14 protein-coding genes are annotated in these 15,978 nt (G+C 67.8%); 6 read left to right on the top strand and 8 right to left on the bottom strand.

The genetic code is table 11. The annotated features are described in order from the left end of the window. Positions 1-43: 43 nt before the first annotated feature. The 4 genes from glnA (ABQF13_RS18770) to ABQF13_RS18755 are packed head-to-tail and all read left to right on the top strand — an operon-like array spanning position 44 to position 5,887. Positions 44-1,384 carry a type I glutamate--ammonia ligase gene (gene glnA, locus ABQF13_RS18770; protein ID WP_448394280.1) on the top strand — a complete coding sequence of 447 codons (1,341 nt, stop codon included), beginning with the start codon at positions 44-46 and terminating at the stop codon, positions 1,382-1,384. Between the two features lie 31 nt (positions 1,385-1,415). After that, positions 1,416-4,391: a bifunctional [glutamine synthetase] adenylyltransferase/[glutamine synthetase]-adenylyl-L-tyrosine phosphorylase gene (locus ABQF13_RS18765; RefSeq protein ID WP_448394279.1), complete on the top strand. Its 2,976-nt coding sequence runs from the start codon at positions 1,416-1,418 to the stop codon at positions 4,389-4,391. Positions 4,392-4,400: 9 nt separating this feature from the next. Then, positions 4,401-5,033, top strand: coding sequence for a PaaI family thioesterase (locus ABQF13_RS18760; RefSeq protein ID WP_448394278.1), 633 nt, complete (start codon positions 4,401-4,403; stop codon positions 5,031-5,033). After that, positions 5,030-5,887 (top strand): TIGR03619 family F420-dependent LLM class oxidoreductase, encoded by an 858-nt coding sequence (locus ABQF13_RS18755; RefSeq protein WP_448394277.1) that lies wholly within the window; start codon positions 5,030-5,032, stop codon positions 5,885-5,887. Before ABQF13_RS18760 ends, ABQF13_RS18755 begins: the two co-directional genes overlap by 4 nt. Positions 5,888-5,890: 3 nt before the next feature. On the opposite strand, the gene ABQF13_RS18750 is transcribed toward ABQF13_RS18755, so the two are convergent. After that, positions 5,891-6,373 carry a DoxX family protein gene (locus ABQF13_RS18750; RefSeq protein ID WP_448394276.1) on the bottom strand — a complete coding sequence of 161 codons (483 nt, stop codon included), beginning with the start codon at positions 6,371-6,373 and terminating at the stop codon, positions 5,891-5,893. A gap of 85 nt (positions 6,374-6,458) precedes the next feature. Further along, positions 6,459-7,895, bottom strand: coding sequence for a type I glutamate--ammonia ligase (gene glnA, locus ABQF13_RS18745; RefSeq protein ID WP_448394275.1), 1,437 nt, complete (start codon positions 7,893-7,895; stop codon positions 6,459-6,461). A 158-nt stretch (positions 7,896-8,053) separates the two neighbouring features. Here glnA (ABQF13_RS18745) and ABQF13_RS18740 point away from each other — a divergent pair, with 158 nt between their 5' ends. After that, positions 8,054-8,542, top strand: a complete 489-nt coding sequence (locus ABQF13_RS18740) for an RDD family protein (RefSeq protein WP_448394274.1) — start codon at positions 8,054-8,056, stop codon at positions 8,540-8,542. Between the two features lie 2 nt (positions 8,543-8,544). Here ABQF13_RS18740 and ABQF13_RS18735 read toward each other — a convergent pair whose 3' ends face one another. Genes ABQF13_RS18735 through sucB form a run of 6 tightly spaced genes read right to left on the bottom strand, consistent with a single transcriptional unit; the run spans position 8,545 to position 15,428 of the window. Continuing rightward, positions 8,545-10,347, bottom strand: coding sequence for an amidohydrolase (locus tag ABQF13_RS18735; RefSeq protein ID WP_448394273.1), 1,803 nt, complete (start codon positions 10,345-10,347; stop codon positions 8,545-8,547). Between the two features lie 18 nt (positions 10,348-10,365). Then, positions 10,366-11,118, bottom strand: a complete 753-nt coding sequence (locus ABQF13_RS18730) for a DUF4191 domain-containing protein (RefSeq protein WP_448394272.1) — start codon at positions 11,116-11,118, stop codon at positions 10,366-10,368. A gap of 4 nt (positions 11,119-11,122) precedes the next feature. Next, positions 11,123-12,055, bottom strand: coding sequence for a lipoyl synthase (gene lipA, locus ABQF13_RS18725; RefSeq protein WP_448394271.1), 933 nt, complete (start codon positions 12,053-12,055; stop codon positions 11,123-11,125). Continuing rightward, the gene (lipB, locus tag ABQF13_RS18720; protein WP_448394270.1) at positions 12,052-12,738 is read right to left on the bottom strand and encodes a lipoyl(octanoyl) transferase LipB; all 687 of its coding nucleotides are present in this window, start codon (positions 12,736-12,738) and stop codon (positions 12,052-12,054) included. The genes lipA and lipB overlap by 4 nt, the downstream gene beginning before the upstream one ends. A gap of 10 nt (positions 12,739-12,748) precedes the next feature. After that, positions 12,749-13,651: a TIGR01777 family oxidoreductase gene (locus tag ABQF13_RS18715; protein ID WP_448394269.1), complete on the bottom strand. Its 903-nt coding sequence runs from the start codon at positions 13,649-13,651 to the stop codon at positions 12,749-12,751. Between the two features lie 4 nt (positions 13,652-13,655). Next, positions 13,656-15,428, bottom strand: coding sequence for a 2-oxoglutarate dehydrogenase, E2 component, dihydrolipoamide succinyltransferase (gene sucB / locus ABQF13_RS18710; RefSeq protein ID WP_448394268.1), 1,773 nt, complete (start codon positions 15,426-15,428; stop codon positions 13,656-13,658). A gap of 154 nt (positions 15,429-15,582) precedes the next feature. On the opposite strand from sucB, the gene ABQF13_RS18705 reads away from it, so the two are divergent. Continuing rightward, on the top strand, positions 15,583-15,927 hold the full coding sequence (locus ABQF13_RS18705) for an oxidoreductase (protein WP_448394267.1): 345 nt from the start codon (positions 15,583-15,585) through the stop codon (positions 15,925-15,927). Positions 15,928-15,978 lie beyond the last annotated feature (51 nt).

Below are 15,978 nucleotides of genomic sequence, written 5' to 3'. Positions count from 1 at the left end.
CCCGTGTAACACAGAGTTAACAGCTCGGACCTACGCTGCGGACATGGATCGGCAGAAGGAATTCGTGCTGCGCACGCTGGAAGAACGCGATATCCGCTTCGTCCGGTTGTGGTTCACCGACGTGCTCGGATACCTCAAATCGGTCGCCATCGCGCCCGCCGAACTCGAGGGGGCCTTCGAAGAGGGCATCGGCTTCGATGGTTCGGCGATCGAGGGCTTCGCCCGGGTGTCGGAGGCCGACATGGTCGCCCGCCCGGACCCGTCGACGTTTCAGGTGCTGCCGTGGACGTCCAGTTCGGGCGATCACCATTCGGCGCGGATGTTCTGCGACATCACCATGCCCGACGGCTCACCGTCGTGGGCGGACTCGCGCCACGTGCTGCGCAGGCAGTTGTCGAAGGCCAGTGACCTGGGCTTCTCCTGCTACGTGCATCCGGAGATCGAGTTTTTCCTGCTCAAACCCGGTGAGAACGACGGAAGCCCGCCGGTGCCCGCCGACAACGGCGGCTACTTCGACCAGGCCGTGCACGACGCCGCCCCCAACTTCCGCCGCCACGCCATCGACGCGCTCGAGCAGATGGGCATCTCGGTGGAGTTCAGCCACCACGAAGGCGCACCCGGCCAGCAGGAGATCGACCTGCGCTACGCCGACGCGCTGTCGATGGCCGACAACGTCATGACGTTCCGCTACGTCGTCAAGGAGATCGCCCTGGGCGAGGGCGTGCGCGCCACCTTCATGCCCAAACCGTTCGGGGAACACCCCGGTTCGGCCATGCACACCCACATGAGCCTGTTCGAGGGCGAGGTCAACGCGTTCCACAGCCCCGAAGATCCGCTGCAGCTGTCCAACGTGGCCAAATCGTTCATCGCGGGCATCCTCGAGCACGCCAACGAGATCAGCGCGGTCACCAACCAGTGGGTGAACTCCTACAAGCGGCTGGTGCACGGCGGCGAAGCGCCGACGGCGGCGTCGTGGGGTGCGGCCAACCGTTCGGCGCTGGTCCGGGTGCCGATGTACACCCCGCACAAGGTGTCCTCGCGACGCGTCGAGGTGCGCAGCCCCGACTCCGCGTGCAACCCGTACCTGACCTTCGCGGTGCTGCTGGCCGCCGGGCTGCGTGGTATCGAAAAGGACTACGTGCTGGGCCCGGAGGCCGAGGACAACGTCTGGACACTGACCTCTGAGGAACGCAGCGCCATGGGCTACCAGGAACTGCCATCGAGCCTCGGCATGGCGCTGACCGAGATGGAGAACTCCGAGCTGGTCGCAGAAGCGTTGGGCGAGCACGTTTTCGACTACTTCCTGCGCAACAAGCACGCCGAGTGGGAAAACTACCGCAGCCACGTCACGCCGTATGAGCTGAAGTCGTATCTGTCCCTGTAGCTGCTCAACGCGCTTGCGCTAACGTCAAGCCGTGGCCAAACCAGCGACGCAGCGTCCGAAGCTGCCCAGCGTCGGCCGGCTAGGACTGGTCGAACCGTCCGCGCCGGCCGATCTGGATCGGCTGGGCTGGAACACCGACGGGCACACCGATCTGCTGTGGTCGCTGTCGCGCGCACCCGACGCCGACACGGCGCTGAAGGCGGTGGTGCGGCTGGCCGACGCGGTGCGGGTCGGCTGGGCCGAACTCAACGAGCAGCTGCTGACCGACCGTGCCCTGCGCGGCCGGCTGTTCAGCATCCTGGGGTCGTCGCTTGCGCTCGGCGATCACCTCGTCGCCCACCCGGACTCCTGGCGGCTGCTGGCCGGCGACGTGACGTTGCCGACGGCCGAGCAACTGCGCCACCAATTCGGGTCGCTGGCCGAAAAGCTCACGGACACAACGGCTGCGCTGCAACCGTTGCGCACGCTGTACCGGGACCGGCTGCTCGTGCTGGCTGGCCTAGACCTCGCATCCACCGTGGAGAACGAACCCGTACTGCCGTTCACGACGGTCGCGGCGCACCTGTCGGATCTGGCCGACGCCGCGCTGGGCGCCGCGTTGACGGTAGGGATCGCCGCGGTGGGCCTGGACCCGAACGAGGCGCCGCGGCTAGCCGTGATCGCGATGGGCAAATGCGGTGCGCGCGAACTGAACTACGTCAGCGACGTCGACGTCATCTTCGTGTCCGCCAACGACGAAACGGACCTCGCCGCTGCCACCCGGGTCGCCGGAGAGATGATGCGGTTTGCCGCGGACGCCTTTTTCGAAGTCGACGCCGCGCTGCGGCCGGAGGGTAAACACGGCCAGCTGGTGCGCACGCTGGACTCCCACATCGCCTATTACCAGCGCTGGGCCAAGACCTGGGAGTTTCAGGCGCTGATGAAGGCCAGACCCGCCGCGGGCGACGCCGAACTCGGCCAGGCCTACGTCGACGCGCTGATGCCGATGGTGTGGACCGCCTGCGAGCGCGAGGATTTCGTGTCCGAGGTGCAGGCCATGCGACGACGCGTCGAGGAGCTGGTGCCCGCCGGGGTGCGCACCCGCGAGATCAAGCTCGGCACTGGGGGCCTGCGCGACGTCGAGTTCGCCGTGCAGCTGCTACAGCTGGTGCACGGCCGCAACGACGAATCCCTGCGGGTGGCCTCGACCGTGGACGCGTTGGCGGCGCTGGGCGCCGCCGGGTACGTCGGCCGCGACGACGCCGCCAACCTGACCGCCTCATACGAGTTCCTCCGGTTGCTCGAGCACCGGCTGCAGCTGCAGCGTCTCAAGCGCACCCACATGCTTCCCGACGAGGACGACGACGAGTCGCTGCGCTGGCTGGCCCGGGCCGCGCACGTCCGTCCCGACGGCAGACATGACGCGCTGGGGGTGCTGCGCGAAGAGCTCAAGCGACAGAGCATGCGGGTGTCGCGGTTGCACGCCAAGCTGTTCTACCAACCGCTGCTGGAGTCGGTCAGCGGAGCGGCACCCGGTCTCGAGGAAGGCATGACGCCCGCGGCCGCCGAACGTCAGCTTGCCGCACTGGGTTACGAAGGCCCGCAGAGCGCGCTGGCTCACCTCGGGGCGCTGACCGCAGGCGGCGGGCGGCGCAGTCAGGTGCAGCGGGTGCTGCTGCCGACGCTGCTGGACTGGCTGTCCGACACACCGGACCCCGACGGTGGGCTGCTGGCCTACCGGCGGATTTCCGAGGCGCTCGTCGAGCACCGCTGGTATCTGGCGACGCTGCGCGACGAAGGTGCCGTCGCCAAGCGGCTGATGAAGGTCTTGGGCACCTCGGCCTACATCCCCGAACTGTTGATGCGCGCACCCGAGGTCATCCAGCAATACGCCGACGGCCCGAACGGAGCCAAGCTGTGCGACGTCGACCCCGAGGGGGTGGCGCGCGCGCTGATCGCCTCTGCCGGAAGGCATCCCGACCCGAAGCGGGCGATCGCCGCCGCACGCACCCTGCGTCGTCGCGAGCTGGCCAGGATCGCCTCGGCGGATCTGCTCGGCATGCTCGAGGTGACCGATGTGTGCGCGGCGCTGACCTCGGTGTGGGTGGCGGTGCTGCAGTCCGCGCTGGTGTCGGTGATGCGCGCGAATACGCGCGACGGTGTGGCGCCTGCACGCATCGCGGTGATCGGCATGGGTCGCCTGGGCGGTGCGGAGTTGGGCTACGGCTCCGATGCCGACGTGCTGTTCGTATGCGAAGCCGAAGAAGGAGTTGAGGATTCGGTCGCCGTGCGCTGGGCGACGACGGTAGCCGAACAGTTGCGGGCCCTGCTGGGCTCACCGAGCGCCGACCCGCCGCTGGAGGTGGACGCCGCACTGCGCCCGGAGGGCCGCAACGGTGCGCTGGTGCGCACGCTCGCGTCGTATGAGGCGTACTACTCGCAGTGGGTGCAGCCGTGGGAGGTGCAGGCGCTGCTGCGCGCCCATCGGGTCGCCGGCGACCTCGATCTGGGCGAGCGGTTCCTGTTGATGGTCGACAAGATCAGGTATCGGGCGGGCGGGATGTCCGCCGAGGACGTCCGCGAGATCCGGCGGATCAAGGCCCGCGTGGACGCCGAGCGGTTGCCGCGCGGTGCGGACCCCAACACCCACACGAAGCTGGGTCGCGGCGGGCTGGCCGACATCGAGTGGACGGTGCAGCTTGTGCAACTGCGGCACGCGCACGAGGTTGCCAGCCTGCACACCACCTCGACGCTGGAGGCGCTCAACGCCATCGGCGCGGCCGAGCTGATCGCCGAAGGCGACGTGGACCTGTTGCGGCAGGCGTGGCTGACGGCCACCGGCGCGCGCAACGCGCTGGTCCTGGTGCGCGGTAAGCCGACCGACCAACTACCCGGTCCCGGCAGGCAGCTGAACGCCGTCGCGGTGGCCGCAGGCTGGGACAGCGACGACGGCGGTGAGTTCCTGGACAACTACCTGCGGGTGACCCGCCGGGCAAAAGCAGTGGTACGAAAGGTCTTTGATGGATAGGCAGCGCCGATGAGCATGGAATTCCGATACGACGTCGTGACCGCGCAGGAGTACGATCGGCTGCGCTCGCTGTACGGACCGCTGGCCGAGTCGCTGCGCCGACTCATCTCCGCGGGCGTGCACACCGACGTCGACGAGAACACCGTGCGCGACGCGCAGTCGGCGATCGAAGCCGCCACCGAGATGCTCGAACGCAAGCAGCGCTCCGCCACCACGTTGATGGACGAGAGCACCGGTCGACCGCTGCCGCTGGCCAATCCCGCCGTCGGACTTCACAATGCGATCGCTCCGCCGATGGAGATCCACCACGAGGACGACGGGCGGTGCTGGAGCGAGTTCAATCTGGGGATCGCCTATGAGGGGCCGCCGGGCTGGGTGCACGGCGGCATCTGCGCGCTGGTGCTCGACCACATCCTCGGCGAAGCGGCCACCGACGCGCTCGTCAAACCGAAGTTCACCGGCAGCATCACGCTGCGGTACCTGCGCGGGACCCCGCTGGGGCCGGTGCGCGCCGAAGCGTACGTCGACAGGGTCGAGGGCGCCAAGACCTATGCGCGCGGCTCGCTCAGCGCCGCCGAGGGCACCACTGTGGAGGCCGAAGGCATCTTCATCGTGCCGGCGTGGGCCAGGGACGCCGGATGAACTTTTATGTCAGCCTGGCCTTTCTCGACACCCGTGAGGCCGTCGAAATCGCCAAGGCTGCAGACGATCTCGGATACGAGGGTTTGGGTGTGCCGGACCATGTCGTCAACCTCGAGACACTGAAGACGCCGTATCCGTACACCAAGGACGGACGCCGAAGGTGGGAACCGTTCACCGACTGGCCGGACGCGTGGGTGCTGATCGGCGCGCTGGCCCTGGTCACCTCGCGGGTGCGGTTCGTCACCACGGTGTATCTGCCCGCTATGCGCGACCCGTACTCGGCGGCGAAGTCGATCGGCACGGCAGCAGTGCTGGCCGAGGGCCGCGTGGAGTTGGGCGTCGGCGTCGGCTGGTGTGAAGAGGAATTTACGTTGATGGGCCAGCAGTTCGCGCGGCGCGGTAAGCGCACCGACGAGATGCTGACGCTGATGAAGGAACTCTGGAAGCCCGGTTATACGGAGTTCGACGGGGAGTTCTATCAGACGCCCCGGCTGGAGATGGAGCCGTCGCCGCCGCCGATCCCGATCTACGTCGGCGGGCTGTCCGACATCGCGTTACGCCGCGCGGCGCGCCACGACGGCTGGATCGGCGACCTGATCACCACCGAGCGCGCCATCGAACGCGTCCAGCGGTTGAGGCAGCATCGGGCCGAAAACGGGCTGTCGATGGACGATTTCACGGTGATCACCCCGCTGACCGACGCGTTCACCCCCGAGCACTACGAGCACGCGGCGGCCAACGGCATCACCGGCATCATCACGATGCCGTGGATGTTCTACAGCGGACCGCAGGCGTCGTTGGCCGAGAAGATCGACGGCATGCGCAAGTTCCGCAAGGACCTCGCGCTCGACTGAGCGCTACCGCCGGAAGCGGCTGAGCAGACCGCGGCGGGGTGCAGCGGTTGTGGTTCTGGTCGTGGTGGCGGCTACCGGGCGGCGTCTGCCGTCGATGGAGTAGGCGCCGGCGCCGATGGTGGCCAGCAGCAGGAAACCGAAGCAGAACAGCAGCGCCGCTTCGCCGCCGTTGGCCATCGGCCAGAAGCTCTGCGGCTCGCCTTCAAGCGGCGGCCAGTGCTGCCAGAAGTACGCGACGGCCATCTCGCCGGCGGCGATGAAAGCGGCGATGCGGGTGAACAATCCCACGGTGATCAGAAGGCCGGCGACCAGTTCGATCACCCCGGCCCACCACATGGGCCAGCTGCCGAAGGGGACCGAGGTACCCAGCGGCCAGCCGAACAGTTTCGATGAGCCATGGATGGCGAACAGCAGACCGAAGATAACGCGGAAGGCGGTCAGCGCCGCCGGCGAGTACGTGTTCAGGCGGTTGTTCAGGGTCGTCATTGAAAGACCCTAACGCCGATTCGGGCCGGGCGCGCCAAAGTCGCCCGGCCCGAACTGGTCAGCGCTGACTTACACGTCGTAGTACTTACACGTCGTAGTACAACGCGATCTCGTAGGGGTGCGGCCGGATCTGCACCGGCATGATCTCGTTCTCACGCTTGTAGGAGATCCATGTCTCGATCAGGTCCTCAGTGAAAACGCCGCCCTCCGTGAGGTATTCGTGGTCGGCTTCGAGCTTGTCGATGACCGCCGACAGCGACGTCGGCGCCTGCGGGATGCTGGCGGCCTCGTCCGGCGGCAACTCGTAGAGATCCTTGTCGACCGGCGCCAGGGGCTCCATCTTCTTCTTGATGCCGTCCAGGCCGGCCATCAGCATCGCCGCGAACGCCAGGTACGGGTTGCCCGAGCTGTCCGGACAACGGAACTCCAGACGCTTGGCCTTCGGGTTGTTGCCGGTGATCGGGATGCGCACGCAGGCGCTGCGGTTGCGCTGGCTGTACACCAGGTTGATCGGCGCCTCGTAGCCGGGCACCAGCCGCTTGTAGGAGTTCACCGTCGGGTTGGTGAACGCCAGCAGCGACGGCGCGTGGTGCAGGATGCCGCCGATGTAGTGGCGCGCAGTGTCGGAGAGCCCGGCGTAGCCCGACTCGTCGTGGAACAGCGGCTGACCGTCCTTCCACAGCGACTGGTGCGCGTGCATCCCGGAGCCGTTGTCACCGAACAGCGGCTTGGGCATGAACGTCACGGTCTTGCCGGCCTGCCAGGCGGTGTTCTTGATGATGTACTTGAACAGCAGCAGATCATCGGCTGCGTGCAGCATCGTGTTGAACTTGTAGTTGATCTCGGCCTGGCCGGCGGTGCCGACCTCGTGGTGGCCGCGCTCCAGGATGAAGCCGGCGTTCTGCAGGTTCGTGCACATCTCGTCGCGCAGGTCGACGAAGTGGTCGTATGGCGCGACCGGGAAGTAGCCGCCCTTCGGGCGCACCTTGTAGCCGCGGTTGGCGCTGCCGTCGGACTCCACCGACTCGCCGGTGTTCCACCACCCGGCCACCGAGTCGATCTCGTAGAACGTGCTGTTCATCTGCGAGTCGAACGACACCGAGTCGAAGATGTAGAACTCAGCTTCGGCACCGAAGTACGCGGTGTCGGCGATACCGGTGCTGGCCAGGTAGTTTTCCGCCTTGCGGGCCACGTTGCGCGGGTCACGCGAATAGGCCTCGCGGGTGAACGGATCGTGCACGAAGAAGTTCAGGTTCAGCGTCTTGGCGGCGCGGAACGGATCGATGCGTGCGGTCTCGGGATCCGGCAGCAGCATCATGTCGGATTCGTGGATGGACTGGAATCCGCGCACCGACGAGCCGTCGAAGGCCAAGCCGTCTTCGAAGACGTCCTGCGTGAAGGCCGAAGCCGGGATCGAGAAGTGCTGAACGACGCCGGGCAGATCGCAGAACCGAATGTCGACGTACTGTACGTCTTGGTCCTTGATCAGCTTGAGAATGTCGTCGGCGGTCTTTTCTGCCACTGAGTTCTCTCCTTATATTTCGTAACCCGCGCGTTGACGCTAAGGACACGATGTTGCACGGTCGTCAACCGGATGTTGCGCCGAAGTTACGCAATGTCCCTCGGTGACTTGCTGCTGGCGGCCGGTGGCCCCGGCGGGGTCACACATATCCTGTCACTATGGCCCGCGCAGATGGTTTTCGGCTGGGGTCCTGGTTATCGGGACCGAGCAGTGATCTGGGACCCAACGACTACCCGGGACAGCGACTCGGTCTGCCCGAGACCGGGCCAGGCTCGATCGCCCGGTTCGGCAGGCGCATCGGTGCGCTGCTGATCGACTGGTTCATCGCCTACGGGCTGGTGGGGCTGGCCGTGGGCGTCGGGCTGGTCAGCCGCGACGACTTTTTGTACACCCCGCTGGGGTCGACGTCGATCGCGCTGGTCTGGGTGGTGCTCGGCATCATCTCGGTGCGGCTGTACGGTTTCACCCCCGGCCAGTACGCGCTCGGGTTGCGGGTGGCGTCGATCGACCACCGGATGCACGTCGGCCTCGGGCGCGCCACCGTGCGCAGCCTGCTGGTGTTCTTCGTCATCCCCGCGCTGTTCACCGACGGTGATTTCCGTGGTTACCAGGACCGCTTCACCAACACCGCCGTCGTACGCCGCTGACGTCACACCTCGTGGCGGATCTGCCCGTTCATCATCGTCAGCGCCACGGTCGCCTTCGCAATGTCGTTCGGGTCGACGTCGAGGATGTTCTCGTCGAGCACGATCATGTCGGCGAGCTTGCCGACCTCCAGCGAGCCCACCCGGTCGTCCATCCGCAGCTGGTAGGCCGCACCCATCGTGTTGGCGTACACCGCCTCGGCGACCGACAACCGTTGGTCCGCGGGCGCGAGCACCGCGTCGCCCTGCTGGCCGATCAGCTGGCGGGTGACCCCGATCTGGATCGCGTCCAGCGGCTTGTAGGTGGAGAAGTATCCCGCCGCGGGCCAGTCGGTGCCCATGGAGATGCGCCCGCCGGACCTCAGCACGTCCTGAGGCCGATACAGCAGATCGGCTCGCGGCGGGCCGTAGCGCGCCACCATGTTTTGCATGGTGTCGGGATCCGGCGACATCCAGTTCGCCGAAAACTGCGCGACGACGCCGAGGTCACCGAAGCGACCGTTGTCGGGGTCCTCGACGTAGACCAGATGGGCGATCGCGTGCCTGCGGTCGCGCGGGGGGTTGGCGGCCACGGCGCGCTCGATCGCGTCGAGGGCGACGCGCGTCGTGCGTTCACCGCAGGCGTGCACATGCACGTCGAAGCCGGCGGCGTCGACCTCACCGATCAGGCGGTGCCACTGTTCCTCGGTGAACGGTGATCCGCCGGTGGAGTCCGGTTTGTCCGCATATGGTTCGATCAGCCAGGCCGTGTAGCCGCCCTGGGTGCCGTCGCCAACGATCTTGACGACGTCGGCGCGCACCAGATCCGTCGAGAACCGGTTGCGGATGTCGGTGATCTGCGCGACGACGTCATCGGCAGGCGCGGACTTCACGCTGTAGGAGGCCACCACCCGAAACGGCAACTGTCCGCGTTGTTCGACGTCGGTATACAGGCTGATGAGCGCGCCCTGATCGGCGCCGATGGGTGGCACGCCGGCGTCGAACACCGACGTGATGCCCGCCGCGGACGCCTTTGGCGTCCATTCCTCCAGCAGCCGCCCCATGGTTTCGGCGGAGATCGGCTCGATGGCATCGACGAGACTCAGCGCCGCGTTCACCTCCAGCACGTATCCGGTCGGATCGCCGTTCTGGTCGCGGGCGTAATAGCTGAACCCGGGAACCGGATCCTCGGTGTCGCGGTCGACACCGGCCAGCTCGAGGGCCTCGCTATTGGCCCAAAGGCTGTGCCCGTCGATCGCGAAGAAGAACCCGGGCCGGTCCGGTAGGACGCGGTCCAAGTCGGCGCGGGTCGGGCCCTCGGGCCCGAACATGTCCACGCGCCAACCGAATCCGCGTACCGGTCCGGTCGGATACTCCTGCGCGTAGGCCTCGATCGCGGCCAGCGCGTCGGCGCCCGTCGGCACCTGCAGGTCGACGCCGGAGGTGAGGAACGCGCCGAGAAACGGGTGGATGTGGCCCTCGACGAAACCCGGCATCAGCAGCCGGCCGGCCAGGTCGATCACTCGGGTGCCCGGACCGGCCAGCGCCATCGCGCCGTCCTCGTCGCCGACATGGATGATCGTGTTGCCGCGCACGGCCACGGCCTGCGCCCACGGGTCCGCGCCCGCGACGGTGTAGATCGGGCCGTTGCGGAACACGTAGTCTGCGCGATCATCAGCGCCTGGCGACGCCGTCGGTTGGGGGTCTTGTGAGCGTGGCGCGCAGGCGGTCAGCGCCGTCGCCGCGAGCACGAGCCCCGCGGTGCGCAACACCGTGCGGCGGGTGGTGATTGCCGTGAAAGCCGGCGCCCATTCACATGCTGTACACATCTGGCCGGCGACTCGACGTCAGCGTCGCCGGACGGTGCGCTGCACGCCGCGCATTTTGGCTTGGGCAGGCAGCGGACCCTTGGGCATGGCGGCGGGGCCGACCTTGGTGCCCAGCGCGGCCAACCGGGACTCCAGCGAGTCCAGCTGCTTGACGGTGATGTTGGCAGGCAGCTTGTTGAGATGGCGTTCGAGCTTGGCCAACGGGACCTCACCCTCGCCCTTGCCGATGATGATGTCGTAGATGGGGATGTCGCCGACCAACCGGGCGGTGCGCTTTTTCTCCTGGGCAAGCAGCGATTTGACCCGGGTCGCGGAGCCCTCGCCGACGAAGATCACGCCCGGTCGTCCGATCACCCGGTGCACTGCGTCGAAGTGGCCGGTGGCCGCGACGCCGGGGGTCACCCGCCACTTACCGCGCATGTTCTCCAGCGCCCACGCGGCCGCGCCGGCCTGCCCCTCGGCCTTGCGGTAGACCGACTTCTGCGCGCGCCGGCCGAAGATGATGAAGGCGACGAGCGCTCCCAGCACTATGCCGAGCGGAATCATCATGTAGGTGCTGAACCCGCCGGCCATCAAGCCCAGCACCACCGACGCGCCCACGATCACCACGAACGCGGTGATCATGTAGGGCAGCAGGCGCTTGTCCTCTTTGCGTTGGACCTGAAACGCCTGCCACAGCTGCGTGCGGCGCTGCTTGGACGCCGCCTTACGGGCCGCCTTGGCTTCGGCTTTCGCGGCCTTCACGGCTGCGGGATTGCGGGTTTTCGCCATGCGTTCAGGATACGGAGTCCGATGTCGCCTTCGCCTGGGCATACAGCCGGCCGGCCCGATACGACGACCGCACCAGCGGCCCGGCGAGCACCCCGGCGAATCCGAGCTCTGCTGCGAACTGTTCGTGCTCGACGAACTCCTCGGGCTTGACCCACCGCTGCACCGGGTGGTGCCGCACCGAAGGGCGCAGATACTGGGTGATCGTGACGATGTCGCAGCCGGCGTCGTACAGCTCGCGCAGGGCCTCGCGCACCTCCTCGGGCGTCTCGCCCATCCCGAGGATGAGGTTGGACTTGGTCACCAGCCCGTACGCGCGCGCCGCGGTCAGCACCTGCAGGCTGCGGTCGTAGCGGAACCCGGGCCGGATCCGCTTGAAGATGCGCGGCACCGTTTCCAGGTTGTGCGCCAACACTTCTGGGCGTGCCTCGAAGACCTGCTCCAGCAGCGCGGGTTCACCGTTGAAATCGGGGATCAGCAGTTCGACGCCGGTGTCGGGGTTGAGCGCCTTGATGGCCCGCACGGTCTCGGCGTACAACCAGGCGCCACCGTCGGGCAGATCGTCGCGGGCCACCCCGGTGACCGTCGAGTAGCGCAGCCCCATGGTGTGCACGCTCTCGGCGACGCGGCGCGGCTCGTCGCGGTCCAGTTCGGCGGGCTTGCCGGTGTCGATCTGGCAGAAGTCGCAGCGCCGGGTGCACTGTTCGCCGCCGATGAGGAAGGTGGCCTCGCGGTCCTCCCAGCACTCGTAGATGTTGGGGCAACCGGCTTCCTCGCAGACGGTGTGCAGGCCTTCGCGCCGGACCAGGGCCTTGAGCTCCTGGTATTCCGGGCCCATCTTGGCGCGCGTCTTGATCCACGGCGGCTTGCGCTCGATCGGAGTCTCGGCGTTGCGCACCTCCAGACGCAGGAGCTTACGGCCTTCCGGTGTGACGGTCACGTCGTCAATGCTACTGACAGCCGGCCGTCGAGCGCGTCGCAAACAGCCTCGGTCACCGGGCCCAGCACCTCGTCGATGCCGACCCGGCGGCCCAACTCGGCGCTCAGCGAGGTGACCCCGGCGTCGGCGATACCGCACGGCACGATCGCGTCGTAGGCGCTCAGGTCGCAGTCGCAGTTCAGCGCGAACCCGTGCTGCGTCGTGGCCCGCGACACCCGGATGCCGATGGCGGCGACCTTGCGCGTCGGGCGCGCCCCGTCACCAGGCATCCACACCCCGGAGCGACCCGCCACCCGGCCGGTGGCCAGCCCGAGGTCGGCGCACACCTTGATCAACGATTCCTCAATGCGCCGAACGAAGTTCACCACGTCGACCGGTTCGGCGAGCCCGACGATCGGATAGCCCACCAGCTGTCCCGGCCCGTGCCAGGTGATCTTGCCGCCGCGGTCGGTGTCGACGACCGGGGTGTCCGAGACGTCGGGGAGTGGACGCTCCTCCGGCAGGGTGCGCCGGCCCGCGGTGTACACCGGCGGATGCTCGAGCAGCAGCAACGTGTCCGGCCCGCCGGCGACGCGGGCATCGGCCAGCTCACGCTGCAGCTGCCAGGCCGTTTCGTAGTCGACGGTGCCCAGTCGGCGCACGTCAACCGGTGACTGCACCGACCGGATCGACATTGCCGCCATGGATAGAAATCTACGTGTGGTTGCCGCCGGTGGCGAATGCCAGCGCCTCGCCGATGGTGTTGTGGTGAAACCGGAAACCCGCCGCCTCCAGCACCGCCGGAATAACGCGCTGGCCGCCGAGCAGGCCCTCGTCGGCGAACTCGCCGAGCAGCGCGCGCACCGCGAAGCCCGGCACCGCCAGCGGGGTGGGACGGTTGACCGCCCGGCCGAGCGCCGCGGTGAACTCGGCGTTGGTGACGGGCGCGGGCCCGGTCACGTTGACCGGACCGGACAGGTCGCGGTGGGCGATCGCGAACATCAGCGCGCGTACCTCGTCCTCCAGGCTGATCCACGGCATGTACTGGCGGCCGTTGCCCAACCGCGCGCCCAGCCCGAGCGAGAACAACGGCTTCAGCCGGCCCAGGATGCCGCCGGACGGGGCCAGCACCAGCCCGGAGCGGGCCAGCACCACCCGCGCCCCCGCCTGCTGGGCGGCCATGGTGGCCTCCTCCCAGTCCTGGCACAGCTGGGCCAGAAACCCGTCGCCGGACGGGGCGGACTCGTCGGTGATGCGGCTGTCGGTGTCGCCGTAGTAGCCGACCGCGCTGGCGTTGATCAGCGTCGGGACCTCCGCCGCCGCGACCGCCGAGGCCAGCACCTCGGTGGGCGCGATGCGGCTGTCGCGCAGGCTCTGCTTGAACGCGCCCGACCAGCGTTTGGCGCCGAGGCTGACCCCGCACAGGTTCACCACGGCGTCGACGCCGGTCAGCACACCGGCATCGAACTCGCCGGTGTCGGGGTTCCAGAACACCTCGTCGACGTTGGACGGGGCCCTGCGCACGATCCGCAGCACCCGGTGGTCGGTGGCGCGTAGTGCGTACACCAGCGCCGTGCCGATCAGGCCGGACGAACCGGCGATCGCGACAACGGACATCGGCCTACAGACCCAGGTCGGCCTCGAACGCGCCCTCTTCGAGCCGGCGCTTGATGGTGGTCAAGAAGCGTCCGGCGTCGGCGCCGTCGATCAGCCGGTGGTCGTAGGTCAGCGGCAGGTAGCACACCGACCGGATACCGATCGACTCGTTGCCGAACTCATCGGCGATCACCCGCGGCCGTTTGACGATCGCGCCGGTGCCCAGCATCGCCGCCTGCGGCGGCACCAGGATCGGGGTGTCGAACAGCGCGCCCTGGCTGCCGATGTTGGTGATGGTGAACGTGCCACCGGACAGCTCGTCGGGTTTGAGGTCAGCCGACCTGGCGCGCGCGGCGATGTCGGCGATCGCGCGGGCCAGCCCCGCCAACGACAGGTCGCCGGCGTTCTTGATCACCGGGGACAGCAGACCCTGTTCGGTGTCGACCGCGATGCCGAGGTGCTCGGCGTCGAAGTAGGTGATCTCCTTGGTGTCCTCGTTGTAGCTGGCGTTGACGTTCGGGTGCGCCTTGAGCGCGTCGACCACCGCGACGGCGATGAACGGCAGATACGTCAGGTTCACGCCCTCGCGTTCGGCGAAGCTGGCCTTGGCCTTTGCCCGCAGCGCCACGATCTTGGTCATGTCGACCTCGTGGGTCTGCGTCAATTGCGCTGTGGCCTGCAAAGATTCACGTGTCTTCTTGGCGGTGATCTGGCGGATCCTGCTGGCCTTCTGCGTACTGCCGCGCAGATGCGCCAGGGCCGGTGCCGGTGTCGCCGGCTGTCGGGCCGGCTGTCGGGCTGGCTGCGCCGCGGACGGCTGGGCGGCCGGCTCGGCGGGGGCCTTTGCGGCCTCCGCCGCGGCCAACACGTCCTGCTTGCGGATTCGGCCACCGACACCGGTGCCCTCCACCGTGGTGAGGTCGATGTTGTTCTCGGCGGCCAGTTTTCGCACCAGCGGCGTGACGTAGGGTGTCGAGTCGCCGGTGGGCTGCGCCTTGGGTTCGGCCTTCGGCTCCGGTTTGGGTTCGGGCTTCGGTTCCGGCTTGCGCTCGGACTTGGGCTCCTGCTTCGGCTCGGGCTCGGGCTCGGGTTCGGGCTCGGGCTCAGGTTCGGGTTCGGGCTTCGATTCCTGTTTGGCGGGAGCGGCGCCGGCGGCACCGACCTTGGCCAACTCGCCGCCGACCTCGACGGTGTCGTCTTCTTCGGCGGTGATCGACAGCAGGGTGCCGGCCACCGGGGAGGGAATCTCGGTGTCGACCTTGTCGGTGGAGACCTCGAGCAGCGGCTCGTCCACCTCGACCGAGTCGCCGACCTTCTTCAGCCACCGCGTCACGGTGCCCTCGGTCACCGACTCGCCGAGTTCGGGCATCAGGACCGGCGTCGCATCTTTGGAGTCTCCGCCGCCGTCGCCGCTGTCATCGGCCGGGGGCGATGGGGTTTCGGCCGGCTCCTCCTGCTCTTCGGCGGCCGGTTCGGACTGCGCGGCGGGCTGTTCGGCCGGCTTTTCTTCCTCGGCGGGCTGCTCCTGCTCCGCGCCACCGCCACCGGAATCGTCGTCGTCGGCGTCGCCGATCACGGCCAGTTCGCCACCCACCTCAACGGTGTCGTCCTCCTGGGCGATGATCTTTTTCAGCACCCCGGAGGCGGGGGAGGGAATCTCGGTGTCGACCTTGTCGGTGGACACCTCCAGCAGCGGCTCATCCTGTTCGACCGTGTCGCCCTCTTGCTTCAGCCAACGGGTGACGGTGCCCTCGGTGACGCTCTCACCGAGTGCGGGCATTTCAACGGAGATGGCCATGTATCGACTCCCTCGCTCCCTGGAACGGTCAGTCTCTTGCTCGGTCGATCGTCGTAACCCATCCTTTCACGTCTGCGCATCTGGTTTGCCTCAGACCTGTCGACCGTTTGCTCTGGCACTATCTTGGGAGGTAGACGAAGGGAGTGCGACCCGAGTGCGATTGTTCGGCAAATTCCGGCGCGGTGCGCGCACCAAAAGCGGCCAAGCCGCCGATCTGCAATACCTGCGGCAGTGGGTCGCCGACCATTACGGGGTAGAGGCTTTCGTCGAACCCAAGACCACCGTCACCGACGTCACCGTCGTGCTGGTCGCCGCCGACGGCGAATGGACGCGACGCACGACCGGGGGAGAAGCCGGTGCACGACGGCTCTCACAACGGCTCAACATCCCGGTCTACGACGTGCAGAAGGTCGGCTACCCCCAGCGGATGCGTGACTTCGACGAACGTCGCCGCATCGAACGCCGCCGCGCGCTGCGCAAGGAACTCGAGGACTCCTGACCGACGGGCCTGCTACGTTACCGGCGGTCCCACTAACTTCGGGTGGAGGTG

It is taken from the genome of Mycolicibacterium sp. XJ879, from assembly GCF_053483935.1.
Note: the sequence above shows the minus strand (reverse complement) of the source record. Positions and strands in the feature narration are given on the sequence as shown.